The organism is Microcoleus sp. Pol8_D6, from assembly GCF_036700965.1.
GTDB lineage: Bacteria > Cyanobacteriota > Cyanobacteriia > Cyanobacteriales > Microcoleaceae > Microcoleus.
Genome location: NZ_JAUBPW010000009.1, coordinates 1 through 12545, shown reverse-complemented (window position 1 = coordinate 12545; position 12545 = coordinate 1). Strand labels below are relative to the sequence as shown.

General features: G+C 42.8%; 16 protein-coding genes and 1 pseudogene. 12 read left to right on the top strand and 5 right to left on the bottom strand.

Going from position 1 to position 12545, the window contains the following annotated elements; all coding sequences use genetic code 11:
• The first annotated feature begins 61 nt into the window (after positions 1-61).
• Together QUA10_RS05830 and QUA10_RS05825 are read left to right on the top strand one after the other, a co-directional pair.
• Positions 62-637 carry a DUF3611 family protein gene (locus QUA10_RS05830; protein ID WP_333081830.1) on the top strand — a complete coding sequence of 192 codons (576 nt, stop codon included), beginning with the start codon at positions 62-64 and terminating at the stop codon, positions 635-637.
• A gap of 427 nt (positions 638-1064) precedes the next feature.
• Positions 1065-2555, top strand: coding sequence for an alpha-amylase family protein (locus QUA10_RS05825; RefSeq protein WP_333081829.1), 1491 nt, complete (start codon positions 1065-1067; stop codon positions 2553-2555).
• A gap of 60 nt (positions 2556-2615) precedes the next feature.
• On the opposite strand, the gene QUA10_RS05820 is transcribed toward QUA10_RS05825, so the two are convergent.
• The 3 genes from QUA10_RS05820 to QUA10_RS05810 all read right to left on the bottom strand — a co-directional run bounded on the left by QUA10_RS05820 (position 2616) and on the right by QUA10_RS05810 (position 5036).
• Positions 2616-3053 (bottom strand): hypothetical protein, encoded by a 438-nt coding sequence (locus tag QUA10_RS05820; RefSeq protein ID WP_333081828.1) that lies wholly within the window; start codon positions 3051-3053, stop codon positions 2616-2618.
• A 17-nt stretch (positions 3054-3070) separates the two neighbouring features.
• Positions 3071-3679, bottom strand: coding sequence for a recombinase family protein (locus QUA10_RS05815; RefSeq protein WP_333081827.1), 609 nt, complete (start codon positions 3677-3679; stop codon positions 3071-3073).
• A gap of 442 nt (positions 3680-4121) precedes the next feature.
• The gene (locus tag QUA10_RS05810; protein ID WP_333081826.1) at positions 4122-5036 is read right to left on the bottom strand and encodes a hypothetical protein; all 915 of its coding nucleotides are present in this window, start codon (positions 5034-5036) and stop codon (positions 4122-4124) included.
• A 172-nt stretch (positions 5037-5208) separates the two neighbouring features.
• On the opposite strand from QUA10_RS05810, the gene QUA10_RS05805 reads away from it, so the two are divergent.
• The 10 genes from QUA10_RS05805 to QUA10_RS05760 all read left to right on the top strand — a co-directional run bounded on the left by QUA10_RS05805 (position 5209) and on the right by QUA10_RS05760 (position 11731).
• A complete protein-coding gene (locus QUA10_RS05805) occupies positions 5209-5778 on the top strand; it encodes a hypothetical protein (RefSeq protein WP_333081825.1) in 570 nt (189 codons plus the stop codon).
• A gap of 134 nt (positions 5779-5912) precedes the next feature.
• On the top strand, positions 5913-6161 hold the full coding sequence (locus tag QUA10_RS05800; protein WP_333086196.1) for a hypothetical protein: 249 nt from the start codon (positions 5913-5915) through the stop codon (positions 6159-6161).
• Position 6162: 1 nt separating this feature from the next.
• On the top strand, positions 6163-6486 hold the full coding sequence (locus tag QUA10_RS05795; protein ID WP_333081824.1) for a hypothetical protein: 324 nt from the start codon (positions 6163-6165) through the stop codon (positions 6484-6486).
• The gene (locus QUA10_RS05790; protein WP_333081823.1) at positions 6479-6670 is read left to right on the top strand and encodes a hypothetical protein; all 192 of its coding nucleotides are present in this window, start codon (positions 6479-6481) and stop codon (positions 6668-6670) included. The genes QUA10_RS05795 and QUA10_RS05790 overlap by 8 nt, the downstream gene beginning before the upstream one ends.
• A 71-nt stretch (positions 6671-6741) precedes the next feature.
• Positions 6742-7233, top strand: coding sequence for a hypothetical protein (locus tag QUA10_RS05785; protein WP_333081822.1), 492 nt, complete (start codon positions 6742-6744; stop codon positions 7231-7233).
• Entirely contained in the window at positions 7230-7394 is a 165-nt protein-coding gene (locus QUA10_RS05780; RefSeq protein WP_333081821.1) for a hypothetical protein, read from the top strand. Before QUA10_RS05785 ends, QUA10_RS05780 begins: the two co-directional genes overlap by 4 nt.
• A complete protein-coding gene (locus tag QUA10_RS05775; RefSeq protein WP_333081820.1) occupies positions 7387-8352 on the top strand; it encodes a hypothetical protein in 966 nt (321 codons plus the stop codon). Before QUA10_RS05780 ends, QUA10_RS05775 begins: the two co-directional genes overlap by 8 nt.
• 69 nt (positions 8353-8421) lie before the next feature.
• Positions 8422-9543: a hypothetical protein gene (locus tag QUA10_RS05770; protein ID WP_333081819.1), complete on the top strand. Its 1122-nt coding sequence runs from the start codon at positions 8422-8424 to the stop codon at positions 9541-9543.
• 114 nt (positions 9544-9657) lie between these two features.
• Complete coding sequence (locus QUA10_RS05765; protein ID WP_333086195.1) at positions 9658-11460, top strand: hypothetical protein; 1803 nt, start codon at positions 9658-9660, stop codon at positions 11458-11460.
• The gene (locus QUA10_RS05760; protein WP_333085955.1) at positions 11453-11731 is read left to right on the top strand and encodes a hypothetical protein; all 279 of its coding nucleotides are present in this window, start codon (positions 11453-11455) and stop codon (positions 11729-11731) included. Before QUA10_RS05765 ends, QUA10_RS05760 begins: the two co-directional genes overlap by 8 nt.
• On the opposite strand, the gene QUA10_RS05755 is transcribed toward QUA10_RS05760, so the two are convergent.
• Together QUA10_RS05755 and QUA10_RS05750 are read right to left on the bottom strand one after the other, a co-directional pair.
• Positions 11728-12351 (bottom strand): hypothetical protein, encoded by a 624-nt coding sequence (locus tag QUA10_RS05755; protein ID WP_333086194.1) that lies wholly within the window; start codon positions 12349-12351, stop codon positions 11728-11730. The two genes, QUA10_RS05760 and QUA10_RS05755, sit on opposite strands and share 4 nt — an antisense overlap.
• A pseudogene (locus tag QUA10_RS05750) lies at positions 12326-12545 on the bottom strand (hypothetical protein); the annotation flags it as partial. The pseudogene QUA10_RS05750 and the gene QUA10_RS05755, both read right to left, overlap by 26 nt.

Sequence of the window (12545 nt, the reverse complement as noted above, 5' to 3'; positions counted from 1 at the left end):
AGCAGAACCTATTTTTTACGTCGTTTGCTTTCACGATCAATTCAGCAATAAGGTGTATATAATGAATCAACTTAATCAACCAGAACCCTTGTCGCAACCGCTGACCCAAACTGAATTCGTCGCAACTTTTCGCTTGTTTAGTAGATTTAGCTTCTGGATACAGTTATTCTTGGGTGCTGTTTCCGGCATTGTTTTATTATTTGCTATGTTGGGTCGCAACATGAGCGAACAAACCAATAATGCAGGTATTGGTTTCGGGGTATTTTTAGCAATAGTTGGTCTGTTATTGCTGTGCTTTAGAATATTTTGGGACTTTCGCTATAGGCTTTTAGGCCGACTTTTGCACGCCGAAAATTCCCAGGTCTATCCCAGCAAAGAACATATTACTCACACCTTACGGATTGGATTAGTTTCTAGTTTGGTGGGGGTATTAATCGCCTTTGTTGCTTCTGAAGAAACAGTTGCTTTAGTCCTCGCAAAAACTCTTAGTCAACCCCAAGCGATGACAGCTTATTCGCCAGAAAATGTGATTCGTTCCCTAGATATTTTTGTGACGATGGCAAACGTCAATCTGATTGGCGCTCACTTTTTTGGAGCTGTTACTTCTCTTGGGTTACTCAATTGGGTAGAGGAGTAGTTCGCAGCATTGGCGATCGCTCAAGGCAAACACAACTCCTATGCCGTCATCACTTACAAGCGCTGGCAGATTTAACTAATGTTTATGCTGGTGCACTGTCTTGGCGAAAGAGAGCGAAGGCAGTGCAGCTACAAGCTAAACTAATTGGCTATTTTGATGAACATCGAATCGGAAATTCCTAGCGATCGCTCCTGCTAACTGTAGTCAGCCGGATCGACCGTTTTTTAATTGAAAAAACGTAATGTATTATCTTGGTAGATGTTTAATATATCGTTATATTGATATATTTTTAATGGGTACAAATACGACTTAGAATTATCTTCCGAAGGATGAGCTATAGCCGTGGAATTCAGCTTCCTAAATAGCCCTGTGGCAGTTTCTGAACACAGCCATGTTACACCGTTTCTCTATTAAGAAATTTACTGATATGAAAGACCTCTGGTATAAAAACGCAATTGTCTACTCCCTCGATGTTGAAACCTTCATGGACTCGGACGGCAATGGTGTCGGCGACTTTCAGGGACTTATCAACCGCCTAGACTATTTATCCGGGCTAGGAATTACTTGTTTGTGGTTGCTGCCGTTTTATCCTTCCCCTAACCGGGACAACGGTTATGACGTGATGGATTACTACAACATTGATCCGAGACTCGGAACCCTGGGAGATTTTGTCGAGTTCATGCACCAAGCAAGGGAACGAGGAATTCGCGTGCTCATCGATCTGGTAGTAAATCATACGTCCAATCAGCATCCTTGGTTTGTGGCAGCCAAAAGCGATAAAAACTCCAAGTATCGCAATTACTACGTGTGGTCAGAAAATCCACCCAAAACTGATCCAGAATTGCTGGTGTTTCCCGATGCTGAGGACAGTATTTGGGAGTACGACGAACAAGCAAACGCTTACTATTTGCATCACTTCTATAAAGAACAGCCAGATTTGAATATTGGCAATCCGGCGGTACGAGAAGAAATCTGCAAAATTATGGGTTTTTGGCTAGAACTAGGTGTGTCTGGATTTCGCATTGATGCTGTTCCCTTTTTAATTAAAGGAATTGGCATTGAAGGTGCAGACCCCGAAAGCCTGCGAGGTTTCTTGGAGGAAATGAGAGATTTTGTGTCATCGCGTCAGGGTGATGCAGTGTTGCTGGCAGAAGCAAATGTCGATCGCGAGCAAATTTCTATCTACTTTGATAAGGGCGACAGAATGCACATCCTGTTCAACTTTTTGCTGAACCAGCATCTGTTTTTAGCCCTGGCGCGTCAAGAATCCACAGCGCTGCGCGATGGACTAAAAACCTTACCGGATATTCCTGATATTTGTCAGTGGCTTAATTTTGTGCGCCACCATGATGAACTGACGCTAGACCGCATTACTTCATCGGAACGAGAGGAAATTTTTGCAGCGTTTGCCCCTGAGAAAACTATGCAAATTTTCGGGCGCGGGATTCGTCGTCGCTTACCACCGATGATGGGAGGATCTCGCCGCCGGATTGAACTAATCTACAGCTTGCTGTTCACGCTGCCTGGTACACCCATGCTGCGCTATGGCGAAGAAATTGGCATGGGCGATGACCTTTCGCTGGAAGGTCGAGACAGCGTTCGCACCGTGATGCAATGGTCAGATGCACCGAATGGTGGCTTCTCGACGGCTGCAAGTGATACTCTTGCCAGACCTGCGATCGCGATCGGAGAATACGGTTACAAACAAGTCAATGTCGCCGCAGCGCAGCGCGATCCTGCCTCATTAATTAACTGGATGGAATCCCCAAGGATGATGTTAAAATGCTTGTGGCTGGCAATAACCTTGCGCTGTACAAGTCTTGGGGGATGTCAGCCTCCCAGTGTTTCTTTATCAGGGATTGAAAAAAGGGCAGTCTTACACGCTAGTACTACCACACAAAACCCTATCAGGGATTAAGAAACACCATATATAGTGTTAATGCAGCTTCATCGCAACACTACATATAGTGTTTTAAAGCTAATACTTCACCATTAGTGGCAAGGATTTAATACCTAAATTTGCGATCGACGCGAGCCGATCGCACAAACGGCGCCAACCAAATTGCCGAACTACTCCAATACAGCCAGCAGTACCCGGCACATTGGCGTCAAAATGTATTCCCAACTCCGCGCGCATCCCGTGAATAGATACTACTGGGTCAGGCGTGATATGAAAAAACAGCCCTTCAACTCCGCGCGTGTCCAACCAATAACCCTCGGTTGGTATTTCGTACTCGCCGGCTGGAATCGGGCCTTTCCCTCTTACCCATTCATCACCCGGCCGCTGGTAGTCAGCACAACCGGAAGTAGCCAGATAGTCGATCGCATTGCCATCGGGATAACATAATTCCAAATTGCCATAAATTAGCTCTGAAGATTGAGCTAATACCATTGTAAAAATTAAGTGATGATTCATTTTAATTTCTCTGTTAATTAGTTAGCAGTTGCACTTTTACGCTTGCTTGCGGCGGTACGACAAAGCTGATATACCTTTGTCCGACTAACACCGCTAACGGTCGCAATTTGCGAATAACTTTTACCCTGGGCCCGCAATTCGTACACAAAGGCGATCGCACTTTCCGACAATCGCGGCCGTCCAAATTTCCGCCCTTTAGATTTTGCAGATGCAATCCCAGACTTTACCCGCTCGCGAATCAGGTCGCGTTCAAACTCGGCAATGGCTGAAAGTATAGCCGCCATCAATTTGCCTTGAGACGTGCTTAGATCCAAACTAATTCCCGACAAGGTGACCAAGCTCACTCCCCAGGCGTTCAAATCTCGAAGCGTTCCCAATAAGTCGATCGTGCTCCGACTCCATCTACTAGCTTCGGTCACGAGCACCGCCGACACTTTCCGAGCTTGAGCCGCCGCCATGATTTTTTTACGCTCCGGCCGATCGGCTTTCGCACCGCTGGCGGTTTCGCGGATGACTTCCACAATTTCATACCCAGCACGATCAGCAAACTCTCTTAAGTCTCGTTCTTGCCGATCGCAATTTTGATCGTCCGTGCTGACTCTGCAATAAATAATTGCCCGTATCAAATAACCCTCCTAATTGAAGCAACTAAAACCCTGATAAAGTCGAGGTCAAATTCAAACAATTTGCCGTATCAATTAAGAGTTAATTTTTGATACGTCTTCACTTACGCCTTGATTGCAGATCAGTTTTATAATTTCATCTAGTAACTGTCCCATTGTTACGTTTCGCCGTATTGCTTCAATTCTTAGATAATTTTTAGTAAATTCATTGACCTCGGTTTGCAATCTGACGCTAACAAGAGTGCTAGCAGTATTGACACTAACTTTAGTGGTTTGAATCATTAACTTCTCTAGTAAGTTTACTGTTTTTATTCTAGCCTATTCTTCTAGGTAGAGTGGTCGTAAGCATTTTTACAGCGAAGTTACTTTTTTTGCTGTAGCTTAGAAGGTATAACCTTTAATACACATCGCAAACCCTAGTGTTTGCCTTAATCTGGCAAACAACTTACTTATAAACAATTACATTGCGAGTGACTAATGGAACAGGCTTTTTTAAAAGTGGCAATTGCAAAACGGCAGAGTAAAAATAACAATCGACTACAGGGCGCTCTGAATCTAGCTTAACTTTTTTACCTAGTACCGTAGTAGTATCAGATTTTTTTGTAAACTGAGTTTTATTTGTTTTCCCGCTCAAACTAAATCCATTTAAGTCAGGTGTAGCATCAAAAATTTTAAGCATAGAAGTAAATAGTTTGACTCCTTCTGCTTTGTTTAACACTAGCGCCCAATTCTCCAACCCTTGCAACCGGGCAATTTGACCGCTGTAGGTTACACATTCTATGCCTTTTTTCCAGCAATATTTAGTATCTCCAAAAACAGTTTTAATCTTTTTAGCCCAGTTCAATACATCTGCCGAACTAATTGCCTTTGCCAGCCCACGCTTAACAATGTCTGGGTTGTCGCTGTACCCAACACACCTAATACCTTTTTCGGATCTAACTCCATCTTCCGTGTAAAAAAGTAGCTTAATACGAGGGTAGCCCTTTAATAGTGGCTTGCCGTTTTTGGATGGAACAGATTCATTTTCCTTGCCTTGTTGATACCCAATAGCGTTTATATGAAATATCAAATCTCGACTTGTTCCCGATAAAGTATAAAATGTATTCTCGTCATCCTTGTCGGGAAAATACTTAATCCATCTACCAATGTTTTTATTGTTGTTAGGTGTGATTTCAACAAATTTAGGTTTAGTCCAAACTTCTAATTCTTTTTTAATTTTGTTGCTAGGCGGCTTCGAGAATTCTTGCCACCACTCTTCAAAATCAATGCCGCCCGTAGCTAGTAAATCACCGATTGCAAAAAGTAGCGACGGTTCATCACTATCAAGAGTAAGACGTTTGTCAGTAGTATTTTTAGCCATGTTAAAACTGTTTAACGGAAGCAAATAAGGTCGTATTGCACAAATCTATTTTAATTTAAGTATCTGCCCAAATACTACGAAACCCGTAAGGTTCCACGGTACAAAAATACCCACTTTTTTAGGCATTTTGTGGCTATTGTCAAAGTGAAAAAGCAAATAAGGATTTTCACAAATGGGTACTCCTATCACTAGCTACGAATTGCAGCGCCGATTAGACATTGCTAAAAAACGTGAAGCCGCAAGAGAAGCAGCAAAACTTGCAGCGCCGCCTACAACGTACACACCGGAACAACCAGGAACAAGTGCTTATTTTAGGTCAATTGAAAACGACAATTTATTCGTAGAGATGGAAATACCAGCAAAAGCTGGCACAGGGTTAAGTAGTAACACTGGAATTACTGCGCTTAATGGATTTACACTTGCTGAAGTAACAGCGTTGCCAAACTCTAGCACTGTTAAGTTTAAGGGTAATCACAAGCAAGTTCCGCGCATTCGATTTACACGCTTAAAAGCTACCCCTACAACTAAAATGACTCCTTGGGGGACGCGGGTAGTCGATCACGTTGACGACAGCGTAACTGTTCCTTTTTCGGGTCCTGCTGATAGTAGCTTAAAAACTCTCAAAGCATCATTTAATACATTTATTACTGGGACTACAGGGGCGGCTGCAATTGGTACACGAACAGGCAACTATGCTCAATTAATATACAACGACAAAGTTATTGCAACTAAGGTTGTATAAATTACGTGATTCAATTAAAACCTAACGCTAATTTGTGGAATCAAGTCTGGTTTGTGCCTATTACGAAAACATTAGATCCATTCCCTAGGCAAGTTTGCCCTGTCCTTTTGACATCTCCCGCGATTCTTACTTTTTTGAATTTTCCTAGTGGTTTTCACTTTGGGCGATCGGGTGGACAAATCCTCCAAAAAATTAGCACCGGGTTAGTAGTTGGTGGTGGTCAAGATGCAATTGTAAACTTCCCGAAAAAATGTATCATCGGGGAGCCACAATTGCATTTGTTTAGTATGCAAGCAACGTATAGCTTGTCTTTTGACTTGTATACGTACATTGCTGATACTGGCAACTTAGCGGTTTGGGAGTATACCGGAGAAATAAATTAACGTGACACCAAAAGAATTACTAGAGATTACAATTTTGGTTATCGGTGGTGGCGGGGGCGCAGCGGCGGGCGGTTTTGCTTTCGCAATGTGGCAATACAGCTCCAAACTCGAAAAACTTCAAATTCAAGTTGAAAAAAGTAGTTTTACTGAAGGGAGGAAGCTACGACAAAACATTGACCACCTTTTAACTGAATTTGGAACTCTCAAGTGTGATGTTCGAGACATTAAAGCTGTACTTATACGTCAAGGCGTAATTCACGAACGTGCGGGGTTTCCAGAGGAAAATATACCTAAGCGGACGGGATGGACAATAGAAGATGCTTGAGATTGACCGCTACGTATTTCGTTTTTTGATGTTTTGTCTTTGCGTGAGCGCCGTTGGGGTTACTTTTGCGTCACTGTCGATCGGCTTAAAAATAGATGGCGATGCTCCCGTAAATTTAACTACCCTGGCTACTACCTTGTTTGGCTTTGCGATCGCATTAGCCACCAAGGTTAAAGGTAGTTAGTTAGTCTTTGTGTCTATTTCTAGGCTTAGCCGCCCGTGTTAGGCGGCTATTCGTAAAAATGAAGGTAAAATATGGCAACAGTAACAGCAGGAACAAGCGCAACAATAAACGCCACTACCATAGAAGGTCAGCTTTGGCAGTTGATACACTTGATTAACAGTGCAGAAAAAGGACTTGCAACACAAAGATTCAACATTACCAAAAGTGATGATTTTATCTTAGAAGGGGATTTTACGTTGCCCGGTAGTGTTGCTTACAACGCTTCAACGGGTATCTTTTCTGACAGTGCTGAACTTTACTTGCCGACACTTACTTTTAGTGCTGGTTCGCCAACCGGGACAATAAAATCTACTACTTTGAGTCAGTATTTTATTGATGTAGTAAACTACATTGTTTTTTGGCAAAATCAGAACTCAAAAAATCCGAACAGCTTAACTAACTGCACCTTAAATTTTGATTACAATTCCCTTGAGTATAGTGGGAGAATTATTCTCCCCTACGCAGTTAGTATGGGTGCAAATGGTTCGATAATTGAATCAGCGACGGAGTGGCTAATAACGTGAAAAGTAAAGATAGTAAGGCTTATCGAGAGGTTTATCAACAGTGGATGGAGAAGCAAGCAGAGATAAATAGGTTGGAAATACAACTTGCTGCGCTTGAAAGAGAAGCAACAAATTTAAAACAGCAATTAGACAACTACAAGCAACAGAAATCAAATGGCTGAAATAAAAACGTGGGGAGTAACGATTGACAATAGCGCGTTAGCTTTTTCAACTGAAGGCGTCAATCCTGGCAAGTGGTTGCAGAACACGGCATCGCAAGTTTGGGGAGCTATCAAAAAGGGAGTGCAAACGGTTGTTGAATTTGGGAAAAAGATATGGGAAGGAGGAAAGGAGTTACTGGCTGCGATCGCACGAGGTGACTGGGGATTGTTTGGTCAATGGATGAAAGACGATCCGCTAGGTTTTTTAGCGGGCGGTGCGGCGGTTGCCGTGGCCGGATGGTTTATCGGTAGTGCAACAGGACTAACTGCCCTTGCTAGCGGTGGAATTGCATCAATGTGGTCTGCATTAGGCAGTGTCAAGCTTGGAGGGGTTGCACTTAACGCAATGTTGCCTACCCTTCAGCAGGCAATCGTAGGAACCACAAACACAGTTCTCAATATTGATTGGCTTCAATCCGATAATTCGATTCTTGCGGAGTTGCAAGCAGTGCATAGTTCATTTATAAATACTTTCGGCGAAAGCGTGGCAAGGTTGTTTGTAGGAATGTTTTTAGGTGGTGGGAAAAGTAATCCTAAACTAAAAATAAATATTACGGGTGCTGCGGCCGTAGCAATTCAAGCTGAGCAAGATACGGGAAATAATATAACTGAGGAATTGATTGATGAGTTGTCAAATCTTGCAAATGCTTTTATTCGATATGCTCGAAATCTAGCCGCTAAAATTGGGTACATGAATATAAGAAAGCTTGTGCGAGAAAAAGTGCGAACAGGCATCAAAGCGATTGATGATAAAATTGCCAACTGGGGATTACAAGACGGACAATCGTTTGTAATTAATCAAAAAATTGACGACAAGATTGAAAAAATTACCGAAACTAACGCAGATTTGGGTAATTTTCTGAAAGGATTTAAAGAAGGCGCACTTGATGGGTTTAATGAATTTGTTGTGATGACTTAGCTTTTACCTTCATTTTTACAAATAGCCGCCTAACACGGGCGGGTAAGTCAGAAAATACACTTAAATACTATGGACACAATCACTAGAACTTTTTCAACAACATTAAATAGTACCTACGTAGCTAATTCAATTATCGAGTTAGGGCATTTCAGAGACATGGCTTTCGACACCGATGAGCGAGTAGGGATTTACCTTGAAGCTTGGATGTGCAATCTGAACTTCAAGTCTTTCTTGCCAGCGGTTATCCCGGAATTTGATGGTGACGAATCAGAGGCGGAAAAAATGGCCCTATTTACCGCTGCTGAAAACAAGAGCCAGAAAATAGGATTACAAATACTGGGACGCAAAAATAATACCGGGGCTTGGCAAGAAAAAGCTGAAGTAATTTTAGTGAATAGAGGACGCAAAGATTATTTTGATTTAATGCAGCCTTACTTAGCAAAAAATACGGTTCGCATTTTAGAAAAAAGTGACGCTATTGCAATTCAATTAATTGACTATGGGAACGGATTACTAAAAACCACTGATTCAATCGGTATTGAACTGGGAGTGACCATCACGATCGCAAAAAAAAACAATATGGATATTTTTAATGCTCGATTAGCAGCATTAGAATTAGCTTTAGAAAATAGATTAACAAATGTACCCGCTGGCGTGGTACTTGGTAGGGATACTTCTACAGGTACTATACAAACTATTCCACAATCCCGATTTGCAACACCCCAACAAATTGACCAGGCAATTGTAGATTTAGTCGGGGGTGCACCCGGCGCTTTAAATACACTGATTGAATTAGCAGCAGCACTCAATAATGATGCCAATTTTGCAAGTACCATCACCAATGCTTTAGCTTTAAAAGCTCCTCTTGACTCGCCTAGCTTTACAGGATTTGCGAAATTTGGTGACAATGTTGCCTTGAAAATAAAAAGAATTATTGGAATCACGCCTTCGGCCGAAGGCGGCGTACTGCAAACTATCCATGGTTTAGACGGAAATAAAATTATTGGGTTGCTACCTAGTATTAGCCACTTTCCGAATTCGTCTATCCCAAGCGATTTCGATTCTTTCTCGATTGGACACAGCTACGATGTGTGGCACGATTCATTATGCGTAAACTTAATGCTTGCTCCGGGGAATAGCGGCTATCTTTTGAATAAATCTTTTTCAGTGCTGATTTTTTATACTAATTAACAAAGTAATATTTATTTATTTATGCCCCCAAACTTGAGAAAACCACAGCCCAATTTATCAAAACCATCTGAAGGCAGATCTAATGGGAGTAATCCGAGTGAATCAACTAATCCATTGCAGGGATTAAACATATCCGCAGAACGTGGATTGGGTAGTGCTGGGGGGATTAAAGCCACAGGCAAACTAACCGCAGGAATTGACGGACTACTCGGACAGCAAGGTATCAAAATTGAAGCTGATGCTACAAACCGGACTCTCGGAATTGGCGCTGAGATTGGTAGTACCAGGGGGAAATTAGGGGTAAATATTGGAGGTAAAATCGGCTACAGCCCGGACGGGAAAATATCAATAAAAGGCGCTGAAGCGGGTATCAACATTGCTGGTACGGGAGGAAGCGCCAGCATTGATGAAGATGAAGGAATAAAAGGATCTATCAGTGTAGCGGGGGCAAAAATTGAAGTAGCGGTGTCACCCGATGGCAAGAAATCATTATCACTTTGCTATGGTGTGCCAGGAGGGGAATTGTGTGTAAAGTTTGAGCCTGATCCGGGTATCACAACTCCAACACCATCGGTAACTCCAACTCCAACTCCAACTCCAACACCCGCACCAACACCTTATACGCCAGGGCTTGCTAATGCAGGAGTATTTACAGTCACTAAATCGTGCAAAGATGATGATATGTTTTTGGCGGCCTATCACGGAAATTGGAATAGTAAGGGTGAATTAATCAATCAATTCATAGCGTGGACGTTATCTCCAATCGAACAAGCGTTAGAGACATATTTAATATTGCGTCGGCGGGAAACTTATAATCCTCATTATTATGCTAATCCGGCGGGGCCAGGCCTGTACAATATAGTGCCGCAAGGGATTTATACAGATCTCACGGCTGCCGATATCAAAGAGTGTGAAAGATGGAGCTATCCAGGTGGCTATTTTCAAAATGGTGTAGAAACTATTGAATATTTAAATTATTGTGGCAACTGGCACTGGCAAAAATCTAAAAATATAATCGGCCACTCTTTGATTAATAGTACATCCAACACTTTTACGCTTGGCAAGTACGATGCTCACGTAAAATATAAAATAAATTATAAGCGAAAAAAATATTACCACAAAGATACAAGTAGAGGAATTAATCCCTGGTATGGCTCTCCTTATGATTACAGTATAGAAATATTAGAAATATTTCCAGCTCCCCCTTGTCCGGGTGGATACGTTCCTCCTCCTGTTGTTTCTCCTCTTTTACCTGTAAATTTACCCAATTATCCCCAACACTTTACTCCTATGAATGACTGCTGTGAACAAATCCGAGAAATGTATAAATACCTCGGAATCGCTAAGCTTAAAAAAAATAAATTCCCCGTTAGTAACGCTTTCCTTGTACCAGGAGGAACTGGGAATGATAATTGTGTTGACTACTATGCAATCACTCAGGCACTATTTCGGATGTTGGCAAATGGATTGATAATCAATCCTAAAAGTAAACCTTTGGGGAGTGAGTGGCAAAGCACTAATGCTACCGCTTGGGCATCCAATATGTATGAGATGATGGCAGAAAGCATGAGCGATGGGAACAGTACCCAACGTTTTGAGGTGGCTGCGATAATGCAGCTTGTTCAAATTATGAGTACACTTGCGGAAACAAGCCGCAAGGTTGAATTTGTCGCGGATTCGATCGGGATTGAGCCGGAGCCTGTGCCAGAAGAACTCCCAGTTTGCTTTACTATTTACGAAGGTCATAAAGGATTTGGCAAAGCTGAACCGAAAAAGCTCAAAGTATCGGGACTAAAAACCGATAATCAAGTGGAGGAAGTTTTGGGCAAAATGCTCGCACCGAGCAAGATTCCGATTGTGCGATGGCAGTTTAAACCTGGGCAAATATCAATAAACGAGGCTTTAAAAAATGGCTAAAGCATCAGGCGGGAGAAGTACCTCTAGCAGTGGGAAAGGTTCAAGCGGTCGCGGTTCTACCGGAACCACAGAACAACGGCGAGAGGCTGCGGGCAAAGGCGCTATCAAGGAAGAATTTTTGAGAAAAAAAGATGAGCTTATTAAGCTCAAGTCACTCGATATTTTCTTGATAAAAGATGCGATGGGGACTAACCCTAAAAAAAGTGATATGAAGCCGGAGTTAAAAGATATGGTCAAACGGCTTAAAGAGAAAAAGTCAAAAGGCGCTTAAAAATTTCGAGAGTTATGACTCCGAAGGGTTGCGGAAATTTCGGCGGGGGAAACTCCGGCCGCTAAAAGCGATCGCACTTCCCGCACTTTTGCCTGAGCGATCGGGGAATCGGTGTTGCCCCCGCGAATGTGCTGGTGTCTTACTCTGTCGCCGTCTCGGTAAGACAGTCGGTAATATTCCCCGCTGCGAGCCGTGCCGCCTGGTTTGTAAATAGATATGGGGTCTGTTACCGAATCAATTTCGAGCGGGGAGTTTGATTCGATAACAGCATCAATGCCAGTCTCAGTATCGGTTCCACAAGTTGGCACGGTTGATTCGCTAACAGCAACCTCGACGGGTGTTAGCGAATCAATTTTGTCGGTGGGGGCGAGAGCGAGCTTGACTTCTTCGGGGTGCAGGTAATCCCACTGGCTCGCGAATGGATTCCAAAATTTGAGTAGTCCGTTACTGGGCTCGACTTCGTGGATTTTGTAAGTGTGGCCACATTTGACGTGTTTGGCGATCGCCGGCACTTTGCGAATTTTTACTAAATCGCCTGGTTTGTAAAAACTACCGATTTCTGCAGCAGCCGTGTCAAACAGGGAAAGTTGAGCGCTAATCATCTTTTTCGCAATCTCCATCTGCTCGACCTTCCACAAATTGCAATCCTGGAAAAATGCAGTGGAGCTTGTCATTGATGTAGTCCAATTCCCAGTCCTCTATCTGGAGTTTCGGTTCGCCGGGACAGTGAGCGCTGCTTTTAGTAAAATCGACTCCCCGCTGCTTGAGGTTTCTCTCGCAGATTTTGATGTACTCGTTTATCAGGCCGGTGAAT